The sequence below is a fragment of the Nostoc sp. LPT genome, from assembly GCF_017115165.1.
Classification (GTDB): Bacteria; Cyanobacteriota; Cyanobacteriia; order Cyanobacteriales; family Nostocaceae; genus Nostoc.
Map to the genome: position 1 here is coordinate 1 of NZ_JABXKF010000085.1, position 15,730 is coordinate 15,730.

General features: G+C 40.3%; 15 protein-coding genes and 3 pseudogenes. 11 read left to right on the forward strand and 7 right to left on the reverse strand.

Annotated elements, in window-relative coordinates; translation table 11 throughout:
• Window positions 1–140: 140 nt before the first annotated feature.
• The 4 genes from HWQ58_RS18135 (at window position 141) to HWQ58_RS18150 (ending at window position 1,491) form a co-directional block, all read left to right on the forward strand.
• Window positions 141–446 (forward strand): GNAT family N-acetyltransferase, encoded by a 306-nt coding sequence (locus HWQ58_RS18135; RefSeq protein ID WP_292865388.1) that lies wholly within the window; start codon window positions 141–143, stop codon window positions 444–446.
• 174 nt (window positions 447–620) lie between these two features.
• Window positions 621–785, forward strand: a complete 165-nt coding sequence (locus HWQ58_RS18140; RefSeq protein WP_292865426.1) for a J domain-containing protein — start codon at window positions 621–623, stop codon at window positions 783–785.
• Complete coding sequence (locus tag HWQ58_RS18145) at window positions 782–1,021, forward strand: hypothetical protein (protein WP_292865390.1); 240 nt, start codon at window positions 782–784, stop codon at window positions 1,019–1,021. The genes HWQ58_RS18140 and HWQ58_RS18145 overlap by 4 nt, the downstream gene beginning before the upstream one ends.
• 242 nt (window positions 1,022–1,263) lie before the next feature.
• The gene (locus HWQ58_RS18150) at window positions 1,264–1,491 is read left to right on the forward strand and encodes a hypothetical protein (RefSeq protein ID WP_292865393.1); all 228 of its coding nucleotides are present in this window, start codon (window positions 1,264–1,266) and stop codon (window positions 1,489–1,491) included.
• A 329-nt stretch (window positions 1,492–1,820) separates the two neighbouring features.
• Here HWQ58_RS18150 and HWQ58_RS18155 read toward each other — a convergent pair whose 3' ends face one another.
• Window positions 1,821–2,510 carry a hypothetical protein gene (locus tag HWQ58_RS18155; RefSeq protein ID WP_292865396.1) on the reverse strand — a complete coding sequence of 230 codons (690 nt, stop codon included), beginning with the start codon at window positions 2,508–2,510 and terminating at the stop codon, window positions 1,821–1,823.
• A gap of 88 nt (window positions 2,511–2,598) precedes the next feature.
• On the opposite strand from HWQ58_RS18155, the gene HWQ58_RS18160 reads away from it, so the two are divergent.
• The 3 genes from HWQ58_RS18160 to HWQ58_RS18170 all read left to right on the forward strand — a co-directional run bounded on the left by HWQ58_RS18160 (window position 2,599) and on the right by HWQ58_RS18170 (window position 4,525).
• Entirely contained in the window at window positions 2,599–3,093 is a 495-nt protein-coding gene (locus HWQ58_RS18160; RefSeq protein ID WP_292865399.1) for a hypothetical protein, read from the forward strand.
• Between the two features lie 505 nt (window positions 3,094–3,598).
• Entirely contained in the window at window positions 3,599–3,865 is a 267-nt protein-coding gene (locus HWQ58_RS18165; protein WP_292865402.1) for a hypothetical protein, read from the forward strand.
• A 465-nt stretch (window positions 3,866–4,330) separates the two neighbouring features.
• On the forward strand, window positions 4,331–4,525 hold the full coding sequence (locus HWQ58_RS18170; protein WP_292865405.1) for a hypothetical protein: 195 nt from the start codon (window positions 4,331–4,333) through the stop codon (window positions 4,523–4,525).
• Window positions 4,526–4,707: 182 nt separating this feature from the next.
• Here the strand turns inward: HWQ58_RS18170 and HWQ58_RS18175 are convergent, their stop codons facing one another.
• Complete coding sequence (locus tag HWQ58_RS18175; RefSeq protein ID WP_292865408.1) at window positions 4,708–4,878, reverse strand: hypothetical protein; 171 nt, start codon at window positions 4,876–4,878, stop codon at window positions 4,708–4,710.
• Window positions 4,879–4,945: 67 nt separating this feature from the next.
• Between HWQ58_RS18175 and HWQ58_RS18180 the strand changes: the two genes are divergently transcribed.
• Together HWQ58_RS18180 and HWQ58_RS38505 are read left to right on the forward strand one after the other, a co-directional pair.
• Window positions 4,946–7,180 carry a pentapeptide repeat-containing protein gene (locus HWQ58_RS18180; RefSeq protein WP_292865411.1) on the forward strand — a complete coding sequence of 745 codons (2,235 nt, stop codon included), beginning with the start codon at window positions 4,946–4,948 and terminating at the stop codon, window positions 7,178–7,180.
• A gap of 9 nt (window positions 7,181–7,189) precedes the next feature.
• Window positions 7,190–7,936: pseudogene (locus tag HWQ58_RS38505) on the forward strand (NACHT domain-containing protein); the annotation flags it as partial.
• An 813-nt stretch (window positions 7,937–8,749) separates the two neighbouring features.
• Here HWQ58_RS38505 and HWQ58_RS38510 read toward each other — a convergent pair.
• The 4 genes and pseudogenes from HWQ58_RS38510 to HWQ58_RS18195 all read right to left on the reverse strand — a co-directional run bounded on the left by HWQ58_RS38510 (window position 8,750) and on the right by HWQ58_RS18195 (window position 10,840).
• Entirely contained in the window at window positions 8,750–8,875 is a 126-nt protein-coding gene (locus HWQ58_RS38510) for a PT domain-containing protein (RefSeq protein ID WP_366838183.1), read from the reverse strand.
• Between the two features lie 21 nt (window positions 8,876–8,896).
• Window positions 8,897–8,992 (reverse strand): annotated as a pseudogene (locus tag HWQ58_RS38515) (PT domain-containing protein); the annotation flags it as partial.
• Between the two features lie 613 nt (window positions 8,993–9,605).
• Window positions 9,606–10,061, reverse strand: a complete 456-nt coding sequence (locus HWQ58_RS18190) for a hypothetical protein (protein WP_292865416.1) — start codon at window positions 10,059–10,061, stop codon at window positions 9,606–9,608.
• 44 nt (window positions 10,062–10,105) lie between these two features.
• Window positions 10,106–10,840 carry a hypothetical protein gene (locus HWQ58_RS18195; protein WP_292865418.1) on the reverse strand — a complete coding sequence of 245 codons (735 nt, stop codon included), beginning with the start codon at window positions 10,838–10,840 and terminating at the stop codon, window positions 10,106–10,108.
• Between the two features lie 522 nt (window positions 10,841–11,362).
• Here HWQ58_RS18195 and HWQ58_RS18200 point away from each other — a divergent pair.
• Both HWQ58_RS18200 and HWQ58_RS38520 read left to right on the forward strand, forming a co-directional pair.
• The gene (locus HWQ58_RS18200; protein ID WP_292865421.1) at window positions 11,363–13,381 is read left to right on the forward strand and encodes a pentapeptide repeat-containing protein; all 2,019 of its coding nucleotides are present in this window, start codon (window positions 11,363–11,365) and stop codon (window positions 13,379–13,381) included.
• Window positions 13,382–13,462: 81 nt separating this feature from the next.
• Window positions 13,463–14,137 (forward strand): annotated as a pseudogene (locus HWQ58_RS38520) (NACHT domain-containing protein); the annotation flags it as partial.
• 618 nt (window positions 14,138–14,755) lie between these two features.
• Here HWQ58_RS38520 and HWQ58_RS38525 read toward each other — a convergent pair.
• The gene (locus HWQ58_RS38525) at window positions 14,756–14,899 is read right to left on the reverse strand and encodes a PT domain-containing protein (RefSeq protein WP_366838185.1); all 144 of its coding nucleotides are present in this window, start codon (window positions 14,897–14,899) and stop codon (window positions 14,756–14,758) included.
• Window positions 14,900–15,730: the final 831 nt, after the last annotated feature.

A 15,730-nucleotide genomic window follows, 5' to 3' on the forward strand; every position in this document is an offset into this window, starting at 1 on the left:
GAAGGCAATATATTTTGGTAGCTTTATCTGTAGCCAGCTTTTAGAGAATTGGTATAACATCTGCGCTTCGATCCCTTCCCAGGTTGTGGGTGATATTGGTGATCGCATGAGCGCAATTAACTTAACTAGATTGAGGAATAATGGTAAAGATTAGTGAATTTTTTGCAGATGAAGTTAGAGACTTAGACTTCAGTGAATTTCAATTGTGGCTTAAAGATTGGCACAAAGCGGGGATTTATCGATGTTGGTTAGCAATTGATAAGCATAAAATTGTTGGTTTTTTAACTAGAAATGAATGTTGTAATTGTGTAGCAATTGAAGTATTACCAAAATATCGCAACCAAGGTATAGGAGAAGCTTTATGCCAAGAATCAAAGACATATTTTCCCGCCTATAACCGAAACCCCAAATTTTGGGCTGCAATGCTTAAAAGGGCCAATTCTTAGCCACTTCAAGAAGCATCTGATGGGATTGAGCAGTGGAAAACGATGCTGTTTTTGGCCAGAGCGATCGCCTACGGGGGCGGTTACGCCATCGCGCTTACGTGGAGTGGGAAGTGTAGAGAAAGCCTTTATGGGATATCGGCACTGCCGTCACAGTAAGAAAAAAAATGGTGGGATATACTTGGTGTTAGTCCTCGCACTTGCGATAATAAAGTGAAGAAAGTATACCTGAAACTAGCACGACAATATCATCCAGACTACGGCGGTTCTGATGAGCAGATGGCCGTAATCAATACTGCTTATGAACAGGCAAAGCAGGTTAGCTATAAGGTGCAACTATGAACATTAATTCTGAAGAATTTGAACAGTATCTAAAAGATCCTGGTGATTCAGAACTCAAGGCACTATTTAAAGAGGCTGAAGATTGTTTGCAAAGGTATGATGCAAAGTCAGAGGAAGTAAAGCAACTCAGCCAACAGATGCAAGATATGACATTTTCGCTTGACTTAGAGTGTGCTGAATGGAAATATGAAATATATGCAGATAATCGCAACGACTTAGAGGACAACTCAAACTAGCGACGCCACTAACAGATGATGCCGCCACTGCTACTAAAAAAGGTTCCATTCCTGTAGTCGGATTACCAGTGAATATATTTAAAGTTTAAGCATTATTATGACAGGGGAATCACAATAATGGAGCGTTGCGATGGTGTAACCGCTATGCCGATGGCGATTGCAAGAATGATCTATACAACGCGATGCCACCGGAGATACTTGTAGAATGAGAATTGCTAAATAATTGGATGTAAGAAGAATTCATGGCTAAAATCAAAATCACTAATTTAGATAACCAAGCCAAAAACTATCGCAAAGAACAAGTGCTTTTTGTGACTGGGATTGAGGTAGAGGAACTATCCTCTGAGCAGTCGAGCCTAGTGGTAGGGGGGCATGGAGGTGGCGGATGGTCAGGTGTAGTAGCAGAACATGGAACTGGCGGATGGTCAGGTGTAGTAGCAGAACATGGAACTGGCGGATGGGTAGGTTAGACATCACAAAACGACCTTTGATCACTTAACTTGAAGTTTTGTTTAAAACAACAGCCCACCTCCAATTACTAGAGGTGGCTGATGCATAATTTTATTCAAAACTCGGTAGACTGATGAAAATCAATATATCTAATGTTGGAAGCTGCGATGCCAAAGGCGGCAAGCTACGCATTAATCTATCAAAAACACGATCATATCTGCGCTTTGTAACAGATTATCTTTGCTGAAGGCAACCTTCATTCCCAAATTGGGTATTCTTGGGCGATGCTAGCGATCGCTAATCAAGAATTTTGACGAATAGATGTTTTGGTCTAAAGCGGGTTCGCTCATTACTCCCTAACAAGTCGTTCAATTTCATCAATTACCGATTGAATATTAAAATCTGGTTCTTTAGGCACGCCGATAATTGTGTTAAGGCCGATACTACATTTAACAAATATGGGGTAGTTTACAAAGTAAGCTTTGTGTACTGAATTAATCCCACCCTCTGGATGTTTTATGGCTGTTAGCAGTTCTTCTATATTAGGATTGCTATGATTAGTTCTTAGGTAAACCTCCCAGTCCTGACTTATTCTCTTGTCCTGCATCCATTCTTCTTCTATTTCAGGAGTTGAGTATTCCTGAACTACTTGTCTGTATTGCTCGTCTAACCAAGTTATCTCTTTAATAAAATATGCACGGATGTTTGCCCAATTTAGATTTGACTCTTGAATTCCAAGCTGATGAAGAAAGTTTTGGTGCATCTGAATTCGGGAGTCAGCTTTGAGTTCGATGTCATCAACTCTCCAGAGCCATCGGGGATCGTTCTTGACAAGGGTTTGACTAAGCCAAGAGCGCCACTCATCAAGTGTAATTAGATAACCCGTTACTTGAGGAGTATGATAATCGAAGGGGGAAAATCTGATTCCTGATTTAGCTAATATGGAGATGAGAAAATCCACCTTTCGGCTAAAATCAAGTTGAATCATTCCAAACTTGTTGCTGTGTTTTTCCGGGTCAGATAAATCTTTAAAATACATAATCTTCTTTTTAACTCAATCTCTTGTTGCAAAATAATTATGATAGTAATCTACTAGAAATGGAGTTTAACATAGTTAGGGGTATACTATGTGGTTTTGGGAAAAGGAATCGGTTGAGTACGAGGTATTTAAAAAATACGAAGGAGCGCTGATAACTATAGGTGTGAATTTTGCAGATGCCGAAGTCCAAGATGCACTTGAAGGTTGTTCTTTAGATTTAGAAGATGCCTTGCGGAGTGCAATTGAATATGCTCTGTGGTTGAGTGAACACGAGAAAGAGATTTTCCCCAATGCTTTATTAATCCGTGCGCTACAGGATAATTGGAAGCCGAAAGCATGGCATGATGAATATTTAGAAAGGGAGATGTTCTCTTCGCCTGGGCAGAGGTGGTGGAATGCCGCAGAAAAAATGTGGGGACGCGATGTGCGGAATCAGTTGGTTGTTGATGTATTTTTTGACGGAGGTGGAGAATTTATAAAATTCAGCAACGGTAAAGAGATAAGAGTAAAAACTGCATGGGTATTGGGGTGGGAACGATTGCTTGAATATGCCAGCCCAGCAACTGTTTCATCGATATGGTAATTTAATTGATATAAGGATTTACAAGTGTGCGATTCTTGAAGCTGAATTTATCGCATCTGGAAGCATACGCTGATGGGAGCAATTTGATTAACAATTCTGAGAATGACGAATAAGCCAATAACCGCCGCACAGAGCCAAAAATCTCATATTGTGCATTAAATAATTCATATCCAGTTTAAAGAATTAATGCCCATTCCCAATTTGGGAATGCTCAATCAGGTTCCGGCATTTATGAAAATTCATCTAGTGCTTTGCTTGCTCCTTTTTCTTCTGGAGATTAAGTTGAGAGAGTTGGGTATAGACTCATTCCTTGTTGAAACAAAGCGATCGCCGTTTCTAACTGATATCTCTGCGTTACCGCCTCACTATCTCTTTCATGTCTACACAGAGGGTGTAGACGGTTTCCGAAGCTGTGGCTCAGAAGATTCTGGCGATAAGATTCTGGAATTTGAATTTGATGCCGTGTATTTACTCCATGAACAAATCAATTCCATAACTTACCTCTATGAAATCTCTTACCCCAGAAGTAATTCGAGCTATAACCCCCATGTTTATGGCAACTATTGGAGCGGTCATTGGTGTTGCTGTTTTAGTCTCGCCAAAAATCACTGATGCCAAATGGTCTGCTGGGCTTGGACTTGCAGGAACAGCAATAGCTGGTGCTGCTGGCCTTGCTCAAACTAGTAAAAATGAGCCGGACTTTTCAGTGAGCAAGCAGGGAGACAACTTGAAAGTTGAAACCCCAAGCTCTGAACAAGCGGATGGACACTAAGTTGTCTAATAAGAGTCTGGGGCACAATTCTATTTATTTTTTGAGCCATTGATTCCTAACACCATTTTTTTCTTGCGATCAATGGTTCAAAAAATCGATTACGTCTAGGCAAACTTATTAATAATCTTACCGACAAAACACCTGATTAGGGTAGGATTACAATCGTTTATCTCAACACTTTTAGCAAATCGATATCAAATCAATATGACTACTACTCAAGAGCAAGCGACAACTTCTTGTTATGAGAGGTTAAAACCTTCTCAACCTATAGAAAAGCCAGAGTTGTACAGTAAAGTTATTAAATGGAATAAGAGATGGATCTTGAGCAATATACTTGATAGGCGGTAAGAACATTTCATTTTGGATGACATGAAATTGACAATAATTAAGTCCAATAATAATCAATTTCAAGCTACTTTATCTTATTACATTACTTCTAAAGATTGGAGAACAGGAACAACCAAAATGCCAGGAATACGGATAGATATAAATAACAAGACGGGAATGTTTTTGTCCGACTGGCCTATTGATAATATTCAGGTAAGTTGTGGAGAGAATCATCAGTATCGAGAACATCAGACAATTTTCAATGTTATTGTTTTTGAAAATATTTTTCAAGCTGAAAGAGATATTAATAATGGCCGGGTTTATAAATGTTAGTAATTTTCTAATGGTGATGTCGGATTCAAGAGCAAGCTAAGTCGCTGCGAAAGGAAGTTCGGAGTTCCCTGGATTCAATTATGGCAGCTATCAGTAGAACCCAGGCAGAAATTTTTCTCTTTAACATCAGGTTGTATTCCATGTTGGGCAATACTTTCAACATAGTGCAAAGTTTTGCATTATTAAAATAGCAACACCATCATAAGCGATGAACTCAGTTTTCCCGAATTCGGGAAAATTTTTAGCCATGACGTTTCAACTGGATAATCATCAATAGGTGAGAAGCAGCAGCCACGAGCGATCGCTTTGGATTCACACAACGCCCTATTATGAGTCCGTTGTGTGACTTGCAATTTCCGAGTGAATTCTGACGCTAGAAACAGAAAATCAACTCAAAGCTTTAAAATTCTGGAATTGTTCATGGTATATCTGTATCCAAAAAGAAGTTTGTATACACCCGCCATGCACCAGGACTTCTCAGGTCAAAATCTTCGTGGGCGCTCCTTCAAAAGACAAAACCTTGAGGGGGCAAACTTTAGTGGTGCAGATATCAAGAGTGCAGATTTTACGGGGGCTAACCTGAGAGGCGCAAACTTTAGCCATGCTCAAGCTGGATTGCAAAAGCGGTGGGCGATTTTCTTGGTGCTTGTTTCGTGGGTGCTAATGGGAGTAGCAGGATTTTTCTTATCTTTCACTGGAGCGTTGATACATCTGACATTTGTTGGTGGAAAATTAGCAAGTCCGGTTGTAGGCTGGACTGTCTTAATAGCAGCAATTCTTGTTTTTATTTTTGTTTTTATAGTCATCCTTCGCCAAGGATTAAACTCAGCAGTCTTTGCCATTGCCATCGCCATCGCCTTCGCCTTCGCCATCAAAAGCGTCATCAACAATGTTGGTATACTCTTCATATATAGAACCTTTGATGACCTCTCCGACAAAGGCATAAGCATCGCCATTGTCATCGCTGGAGCCATCACTGGAGCCTTCAACGGAGCCGGAGCCGCAGCCATTGCCTTTGTCGGAGCCATTGCCATCGCCATTGCCGGAACCATTGCCGGAGCCATTGCCGGAGCCGGAGCCATCGCTTTTGCCATCGCCTTCGCCATCGGCTTAGACTGCGCCATCACTTGCACCAGAGTCATCACCGGAGTCATGGTCGAAGCCATCGTCGAAGCCGGAGCCGGAGCCTTATTTAGTGCTTCCATTGCTTGGAGATCATTGAAGGGAGATATAAAATACGCCCTGATTCGCGACATTGCTGTTGTTTTTGCAGCTTTTAAAGGAACAAGTTTCCGCAGTGCAGATTTAACCGATGCTAATTTTATAGGAAGCTCACTCAAAAGTACAGATTTTAGAAAAGCTAATCTGACTCGTACCTGTTTCAACAAAACGAAAAAACTTGACTGTGTTCGCCCAGGTACAACTTACCTACAAAAAGCACAAGCGATAAGTGTCTTAGTGACAGGTCGGGGGACAGAAAAAAACTTTGACCGTGAAGACTTGCGAGGAGTAAATTTTCAAGGATCGAATTTGGTAGATGCCAGCTTCATCGGTGCAGACCTAAGTCAAGCCAACTTACAAGACGCAGATTTATCAAGGGCGAAATTAGTACAAACACAACTTAATGGAACTGATTTAACAGGCGCTACTCTCACCGGGGCATACATTCAAGATTGGGGTATTACCACTGATACCAAGTTTGATGGGGTGCGGTGTGAATACGTTTATATGCGACTCCCCACAAAAGAAAATCCTGACCCCCTCCGCAAACCTGATAACAATAAAGAAGTATTTGCAGATGGTGAGTTTGGGGATTTTATTCAACCAATTTTTGATACACTCGACCTGTACCACAACCAAGGGGTTGACCCAAGAGCGATCGCAATTTCCTTTAAGCAGTTAGCAGAGAATCACCCTGATGCCGAGCTTGAAATTGTGGCGATGGAGAAACGGGGACAGGATAAGTTTTTACTTCGTGCTAAAACCGCAGTTACGGCTGATAAATCTGAACTTAGTGCAGAATATTTTGAAATCTATAATCAACTTAAAGCATTAGCAGAGCAAGAAATAAAAGCATTAATGGCTGAAAAAGATAGTAGAATTCGTAGCTTAGAAAATTTTGTAAATCAGGCACTACAACGCCCAAGTTATTATTCAAATGTAGAACAGGTAGGTACTATGACTAACAATCCCGGTGGCTTTTCAGTTGGTGGTTCTGTTGGTGGCAACGTCAATAATGTCCAAGGGGACAACAACCGCGCAGTTCAGGGAGATAATAATCAGGCTGTCCTTGGTGATGGTAATCAGGTGACGCAACAAAATCAAGTGGGGGCAGATACCGGAGAATCACTAACTAAAGAGGATGTTGTCAAGTTACTGGCACAATTAGAAACTTTAATTCAAGGCGCAGAACTCCCAGCAGATACTAAAGAAGAGGTAATTGAAGACTTGAGTGCAGCTAAGAAAGCCACAGATAAAGAAGAACCAAATAAGGAACGAGCATTAGAGCGTTTGGGAACTGTGGCAGAAACACTTGAAAAAACGAGTAAGGGCGTGGAAGCTGGTCAGAAAGTCTGGACAATAGCCAAGCCGATTATTGTGAAAGTTGCAACTTGGTTAGGTGTTGCTGCTGGTTCTCACCTGTTGGGATTGTAGAACTGAATTATGAGTCAGCAGCTACCAGAAAACTCTGATTCACAACAGCCTGATGTAAATTCAACGCAACAGGCTGATATTTCTACACCTCAAAATGTAGTTCAAGGGAATCAAAACCGAGCCGTTCAGGGCAATGATAACCAGTCTGTTCTGGGAGATGGCAATACTGTTAATCAAGAGCAGAACAACTGGATTATCAATACTCTGAATGTTTTATTAAATCAGCAGACAACTACACCAGTAGGCAACCCGGCTCGACCAAAGAATGAACGTATACTATTAGCCGCAGTCAAGGAAGAAGTTACAGCACGGTTAAGGCAATCTCTGCACAATGCAGTGCTAATTAATTTGGGGAAGGAGTCACAACCGCAACAAGTAAAACGCCCTTGGGATGCTGAGATAAAAATTGGCTTAAAGCCTGCTGTACCTCTCCCACATACCACAACAATTTTAGAAGTTTTTGACTCCCAAGAAATTGCAGGGAAACTTTTAATATTAGGTGCGCCGGGAAGCGGAAAGACAACCACACAGTTAGAATTAGCTCAAGCTTTAGTTAGCCGTGCAGAAGAACAGCCTGATTATCCCGTTCCCGTTTTATTCAACTTATCCTCGTGGAAAGATGACCGACAATCTCTAACTGATTGGTTAGTGGCAGAACTTAAATCTAAATATGGTGTTTCAATTAAATTGGGTAAAGACTGGCTAGACAATCATCAATTACTACCATTGCTTGACGGTTTGGATGAACTTGAGTCAGAGCGCCAAGAACTTTGTGTCCATGCCATTAATCAGTTTTTAGCAAGCGAGAATAGACCGCTTTATCTAGTTGTTTGTAGCCGGATTGAGGAATATAGTAACTACACTACTCAATTACAACTAAACGGTGCTATTTACTTACAGCCTTTAACCAACAATCAAATTTGTTATTATCTAACGTCTATAAATTATATAGAACTGTGGTCAACTATCAGTAACGACTTAGACTTGCTAGAGTTAATTAAAACTCCTTTACTACTTAGCATTACTGTTCTAGCGTCTCAAGAAATATCTGTTGAAGAATGGCAGCACTTGAACTCTACAGCAGACCGGATTCAATATTTGCTAGATGCTTATGTAGGGCGGATGTTGACACGGGATACTAACAGTAGGACGTATTTGAAGAACAAAACTCCTAATACTAGACAAACGCTGATGTGGCTTGTTTGGTTAGCAGGGCAAATGCGGCGAGAATCAAAAACTGAGTTCTTAATTGAAGAAATGCAGCCTAGTTTGTTAAAAGCTAAAATTCCCCAAATTATTTATAATTTGATTGTTTGGGGAGTTATACAAGCGTTGATTTATGGGCTGATTGAAGGGCTGATTAAAGTGCTGAGTGAAGGGCTGATTTATGGGCTGATTTATGGGCTGATTGCAGGGTTGATATTAGGGCTGATATTAGGGCTGATATTAGGGCTGATCAATGGTTTATTTGGTGAGATAATAGAGTATAAACTTGAAAATATAGGTCTAATTAAGTCTAATATTTTTTTAAACAAAACCATTATAAAATGGCTGATATTATGGCTGATATTATGGCTGATTTATGGGCTGATTTATGGGCTGATTTATGGGCTGATTGCAGGGCTGATTTATGGGCTGATTGCAGGACTGATTTATGGGCTGATTTATGGGCTGATTGCAGGGCTGATTGGAGATAAAATTGAAACAATTGAAACTCTAAAATTTTCTTATCATAAATTTAAAAATGGGCTGATTGCAGGGCTGATTGCAGGGCTGATTGTAGGGCTGATTGCAGGGCTGATTACAGGGCTGATTGCAGGGCGGCTTGCAGGGCTGATTGCAGGGCTGATTACAGGGCTGATTGCAGGATTAATTTCTGGATTTCATGGTTTAGAAATAGAAAAGAAAACTATTCCTAACCAAGGTATTTGGCAATCTGCTAAAAATACAGTCAAGTTATCAGCATTGTTTTTTTTACCTTCCACAATATTAATCTTTTTGATTCAACGAATTCTACAAAAGAATAGTTTAAATGAAGCTTTAATTTTTAGCTTGGTGTCTGGATTACTTTTGGGATTATTGGTGGCGATACCTAGAAGTGGAACACCCGTTATTAAACACTTTACCCTACGCCTCATTCTCTACCGCAACGGTTACATCCCCTGGAACTACGCCCGTTTCCTCAACTACTGCACCGAGCGATTATTCCTCCAGCGTGTTGGGGGACGCTACCGCTTCATCCACAAACTACTGCAAGACCACTTCGCCAAAATGGAGTTCAGGCGAAATTAAAAAAATACAACTCTCAAAACATGGTCAATAATTTTGAAGAATATTGTACATTCTTCGGTCTAAAGCTGACCATTCGACGGGGAAATTTGGAACTGTAACAATAGCAAATATTGGGGGAATGAATATCTCTACTTCAAACGGGTAATCGACAAGATATATTTGTCGATGCTCTAGGGTTGGAGGGTTTTCTAGCACATCCCACAATTTGGGGAGTCGATATAGCTGATTCAATAAATTCATTTGAATATTTATTAAACTTATATTCATCCCAATCGTGTTGGGCATGATGTGCAACTGACGCAATGTCAATCAAATTTTTAAATGATTCTGTATTCTCTTTGGCTTGGGTATCTATGTTAGGAACATGCCAACATAACCGATTGTCATAGCGAATTAGTATAAGTTTTAGCCACTCATACCAAGATTTAGGTGTCATCCCAAGAGACTGAAGGATTTGATTACCATCAGTGTGTTTATCAAACGGGGGCACTTGAAGTCCGTCTTGTACGAGTACCCATAAGGCGAAGTCAATATAATGGGATGAGCCAATAGTAAGATGTCCGGTAGTTGAATTATCGCTTGCTATCATTTGCTTAAATTAAAGTTTAGAAACAATATACGAGCATTCACTCACTACTCCCTAACAAGTCGTTCAATTTCATCAATTACCGATTGAATATTAAATTCTGGTTCTCTTGGCACGCCGATAATTGTGTTGATGCCGATACTACATTTAACAAATACGGGGTAATTTACAAAGTAAATTTTGTATATTGAATCAATCTCACCGCTTAGATATGAGGCAGGTCTATTGAGTAATTCCTCTATGTTTTGATTGGGTTTGATAGTTCTTAAAGAAACCTCCCAATTTTTACTTATTCTAGTATCTTGCATCCATTCTTCTTCTATTGTATTCATGTCAGGAGTTGAGTATTCCTGGGCTACTTGCCGATACTGCTGATCCGACCAAGTTATACGTTTAACATAAATTTCACGAATAGCTGACCAATCTAAATTTTCAATTAGCTCAGGAGGAAACATTTGACGACAATCGTCATTTTCAATTAGCTCAGGAGAGAACATTTGACGACAATCGTCAACCTCCTTTTGAGCAACAGAAGCGATATCGTCAACTCGCCAGTACCATCGAGGATCGTCCTTGGCAAGGGTTTGATTAAGCCAAGAGCGCCATTCATCAAGTGTAATTAAATAACTCGTTACCTGGGGAGCATGATAATCGAAGGGAGTAAATCTTAACCCTGACCTAGTTAGCAGGGAGATAAGAAAGTCCACCTTGCGGTCAAAATCAAATTGAATTGTACCAAATTTGTTACTGTTTTTTTCCGGGTGAGATAAGTCTAAGACCATAATCTTCTTTTTAATTACGATTTGCTAATGGCTACTCATGCCAATGACTATACGACTTGGGTTAGAGAATTAATATCACCTGTTGGGGTTTGGGTTTTCGCTATTGATTAACCAGAATTGGACTTTGTAGTGGGAAAAAATTAAAAAAGTTCCCACTACAATTGACAACACCGATTCCCTAAAGGGATTTTAACCTTAATCAAGAGTTTTGAATAATACTAAACATTCTTTCCTCTAATTGAAATTGATTAACCGTCCGGTTAGGGACTGTGACAACTTGTACCAAGATTCCTGAGTCATTCCAACAGACTGCAAATATTCTCGTTGCCAGGAATACTGCCCCTTTCATGGCGATCGCTTTGGATTTACACAAGGAAGGGACTCAAATATGGGTATTTATGACTTGCAATTTACATTAAATTCTGACGGTAGAAATAGAAAATCAACCTAAACCGTTAAAAAATCCGGAATTGTTCATGGTATATCTGTATCCAAAAATAAATTTGTATACAGCACCCAGCCATGCCCCAGGACTACTCCGGTCAAAATCTTAGAGGTCGTTCTTTCAAAGGTCAAAACCTTGAGGGGGCAAACTTTAGTGGTGCAGATATTCGAGGTGCAGATTTTACTAATGCTACTTTAATAGGGGCAAACTTTAGCCATGCTACTGCTGGACTGCAAAGGCGTTGGGCGACTGTGCTTGTGATTGTTTCTTGGGCAATGGCGGGCGGATCAGGGTTTTTATTAGCCAGATTTTCGGAATTATTATACAGAATAAATATTAAACACCCTGTAATCTTTATCATTGATATAATTTCCGTCATTTTGCTGGTCGTCTTTTCTGTTATTACTATCCGCAAGAGTTTAACCGCAGGTTTAGGAGCCTTCGTTTTCGCGTACGCTGTCACTGCTAGCTTCGCCCTTATCTTCTCTGTTGACTTGAATTTTACCCTAACTGCAACTGTAATCTTTGCCGTCACCTTTGTCTTTGCTGGAGCCTTCGCTGCTGCTGTCGCTGGAGCCGGAGGGTTCGCTATCGCCATTGCTGTCGCCGTTGCCATCATCGGAGCTTACATCAGAATCGAAGCTTCTACCCTCGCTATTCTGACATTCCCCGAAGATAAAAATTTAACTGTCACTTTCGCTATCAATTTCGCTATCGCCGTTGCATGTGTGTGCTTTAGCGCTTATATAGGATGGCGAAGTATAGCTATAGATGAAAAATATGCTTGGGTTCGCTCAGTCGCCATTGCCTTTGTTGCTACAGGTGGAACAAGCTTTCGCAATGCAGACTTAAGTAGCGCTAATCTTACAGGAGCTAGCCTCAAAAGCACGGATTTTAGAGATGCTATTCTGGCTTGTACCCGCTTCCATAAAACCAAGATGCTTGACCGCGTTCGTCCTGGAACAACTTACCTTCAGAACGCACAAGTATGTCAATTGTTAGTTACAGGGCAGGGACAGAACAAGAATTTTCACCGTCAAAGTCTACGAGATGTAAATTTACAAAGAGCCAACTTGATAGATGCCAGCTTCATCGGTACAGACCTCAGTCAAGCGAATCTACAAGACGCAGATTTATCCAGAGCAAAATTAGTACAGGCACAGCTAGACGGAACCGATTTTACAGGCGCTACTCTCACCGGGGCATACATTCAAGATTGGGGCATTACCACCGACACCAAATTTGATGAGGTGAGATGTGAGTACGTTTATATGCGACTCCCCACAAAAGAAAACCCTGATCCACTTCGCAAACCTGATAATAACAAAGAAGTATTTGCAGATGGGGAGTTCGGTGATTTTATTCAACCAATTTTTGACACCCTTGACCTTTACCATAACCAAGGTGTTGATCCAAGAGCGATCGCAATTTCCTTTAAGCAGTTAGCAGAAAACCATCCTGAAGCTGATTTGCGAATTGTTGGTATGGAAGTGCGGGGCGAAGATAAGTTTTTGCTTCGTGCCAAAACCGCAGATACGGCTGACAAGTCCCAACTGAGTGCAGAATATTTTGACACTTACAATGAGATAAAAAGCTTACCAGAGCGAGAAATTAGATTACTCTTATCAGAAAAAGATAATCAGATTCGCAGATTAGAGAATATGGTAATGACGGCACTACAAAGCCCTAAGTTTTACTCAGAAAATTATAATAACCAAGGAGATACAGGAGTGACTGGCGATCGCAATATCAACACAGGTGGCGGCAACTATAACGAGCGCATTGAACGCGATTATATCCAAGGTAATTACTACGCTGCTGGACAGCCCCAAAGCCTTGCCCAAGCTGCTGCCGAGATTCAGCAATTACTAAAACAATTAGAGCAAACTTATCCGACCACTACTACATCACAACAAATGGTAGTAGCCGCAGAAGCCCTAAACCGAATTGAAAGCAACCCATTATTGAAAGAACGAGTAATCAATGCTGTCAAGGGTGGTGGTTTGGCTGCTTTTGAAAAAGCTATTGATAACCCCGCAGGCGCTTTTATTGTTGGTGCTATTAAAGGTTGGCAAGAAGTAGATGCTCCCGATTGAGGGGACTGAATTAACATACTTCTAAGTTCATAGTTTACCAACCCGCAGCTTCTAGGCTGAAAATTTAGCTCATGCAAAAATATGGAACAGCCGAACCCGCCTGAAAACCGCAATATCAATACTGGAGGAGGTAATTATAGCGAACGGATTGAAGGCGACTATATTCAAGGTAATGTTTTTCAAAATATTTTTAATATTTCAGGCAGACAGACAACAACACCAGTAGGCAACCCAGCCAGACCAAAAAACGAGCGATTACTACTAGCAGCAGTTAAGGAAGAAGTTGCAGCACGGTTAAGACAGTCGCTACACAATGCCGTGCTAATTAATTTAGGGAAGGAGTCACAACCGCAACAAGTAAAGCGCCCTTGGGATGCAGAGATAAAAATTGGCTTAAAGCCTGCGAAACCTCTCCCAGACACCATAACAATTTTGGAAGTTTTTGACTTCCAAGAAATTGCAGGGAAACTATTAATTTTAGGTGCGCCAGGTTCGGGCAAGACAACCACACAGTTAGAATTAGCTCAAACTTTAGTTAAACGTGCAGAAGAACAGCCTGATTATCCCGTTCCCGTTTTATTTAACTTATCCTCCTGGAAAGATGACAGCCAATCTCTAAGCGATTGGTTAGTGGCAGAACTCAAATCTAAATATGGTGTTTCAATTAAACTTGGTAAAGACTGGGTAAATAATCATCAATTACTACCATTGCTTGATGGTCTGGATGAGCTTGAGCCACAACGTCAAGAACTTTGTGTTCAAGCAATTAATCAGTTTTTAGCAGACGAAACTAGACCGCTTTCTCTAGTTGTTTGTAGCCGGATTGAGGAATATAGTAACTACGCTACTAAATTACAACTTAATGGTGCTATCTACTTACAGCATTTAAGTACCAATCAAATTTGTGATTATCTAACCACTATAAATTATATAGAACTGTGGTCAACTATCAGTAGCGACTTAGATTTACTAGAGTTGGTTAAAACTCCTTTATTACTCAGCATCACTGTTCTTGCATCCAAAGAAATATCTGTTGAAGAATGGCAGCATTTGACTTCTACAGCAGACCGGATTCAGTATTTGTTAGATGCTTATGTAGGGCGGATGCTGACGCGGGATACTAACAGTAGGGCATATTTAAAAAACAAAACTCCTAATGCTAGACAAACGCGAATGTGGCTTGTTTGGTTAGCTCAACAAATGCAGCAAGAATCGAAAACCGAATTTTTAATTGAAGAAATGCAGCCTAATTTGTTAAAAACTAAAATTCCCAAAATTATTTATAATTTGATTGTCTGGGGAGTTATACAAATGTTGATTTTTGGACTAATTTTTGGGCTGATTGGAGGGCTGATTGGAGGGCTGGATTATCGGCTAAGTTTGGCGTTGAATGAAGAAAATGAAGAAACTGTATATATATTTGTGCAGATTTATAGGCTGATTGGAGAGCTGGTTGATGGGCTGAATAGAGGGCTGATTGGAGGGCTGATTGGAGGGCTGATTGGAGGACTGATTAATAGTTTATTTAGTGAAATAATAGAGTATAAACTTGAAAATATAGGTTTAATTAGGTCTAATATTTTTGTTAGCAAAACCATTATAAAATGGTTAATTATTGGGGTAATTTTTGGAGTGATTATTGGGAAAATTTCTGGGCTGATTTTTGGAGTAATTTCCGGGCTGATTGGAGGGATGATTGGAGATAAAATTGAAGCAATTGAAACTCTAAAATTTTCTTTTCAGAATTTTAAAAATGGGCTGATTTTTGGGGTGATTTTGGGGCTGATGTTTGGGGTGGTTTCTGGAGTGATTTTTGGGGTGATTTCTGGAGTGATTTTTGGGGTGATTTTTGGGGTGATTTTTGGATTTCATGGCTTAGAAATAGAAAATAAAACTATTCCTAACCAAGGTATTCGGCAATCTGCTAAAAATACATTCAAGTTATCGGCTTTGTTGTTTTTATCTTCCACAATATTAATCTTTTTAATTCAACGAATTCTACAAAATAATAGTTTAAATGAAGTTTTAATTTCTAGCTTAATGTCTGGGCTACTTTTGGGATTATTGGTAGGGATACCTAGAAGTGGAACACCCGTTATTAAACACTTGACTCTACGCCTCATCCTCTACCGCCACCGCTACATCCCCTGGAACTACGCCCGTTTCCTCGACTACTGCACCGAGCGATTATTCCTCCAGCGTGTCGGCGGACGCTACCGTTTCATTCACAAATTGCTACAAGACCACTTCGCCAAAATGGAGTTTAAACGGAATTAGGAAGATACAACCAAGTTATACCAATTCTCTAAAAGCTGGCTACAGATAAAGCTACCAAAATATATTGCCTTC

Excerpts from the sequence above, each read along its gene's own strand:
- HWQ58_RS18200 (WP_292865421.1), top strand. The coding sequence starts at position 11,363 with ATGCCCCAGGACTACTCCGGTCAAAATCTTAGAGGTCGTTCTTTCAAA.
- HWQ58_RS18145 (WP_292865390.1), top strand. The coding sequence starts at position 782 with ATGAACATTAATTCTGAAGAATTTGAACAGTATCTAAAAGATCCTGGT.
- HWQ58_RS18135 (WP_292865388.1), top strand. The coding sequence starts at position 141 with ATGGTAAAGATTAGTGAATTTTTTGCAGATGAAGTTAGAGACTTAGAC.
- HWQ58_RS18180 (WP_292865411.1), top strand. The coding sequence starts at position 4,946 with ATGGTATATCTGTATCCAAAAAGAAGTTTGTATACACCCGCCATGCAC.
- HWQ58_RS18160 (WP_292865399.1), top strand. The coding sequence starts at position 2,599 with ATGTGGTTTTGGGAAAAGGAATCGGTTGAGTACGAGGTATTTAAAAAA.
- HWQ58_RS18155 (WP_292865396.1), bottom strand. The coding sequence starts at position 2,510 with ATGTATTTTAAAGATTTATCTGACCCGGAAAAACACAGCAACAAGTTT.
- HWQ58_RS18195 (WP_292865418.1), bottom strand. The coding sequence starts at position 10,840 with ATGGTCTTAGACTTATCTCACCCGGAAAAAAACAGTAACAAATTTGGT.
- HWQ58_RS18165 (WP_292865402.1), top strand. The coding sequence starts at position 3,599 with ATGAAATCTCTTACCCCAGAAGTAATTCGAGCTATAACCCCCATGTTT.
- HWQ58_RS18190 (WP_292865416.1), bottom strand. The coding sequence starts at position 10,061 with ATGATAGCAAGCGATAATTCAACTACCGGACATCTTACTATTGGCTCA.
- HWQ58_RS18150 (WP_292865393.1), top strand. The coding sequence starts at position 1,264 with ATGGCTAAAATCAAAATCACTAATTTAGATAACCAAGCCAAAAACTAT.
- HWQ58_RS18170 (WP_292865405.1), top strand. The coding sequence starts at position 4,331 with ATGCCAGGAATACGGATAGATATAAATAACAAGACGGGAATGTTTTTG.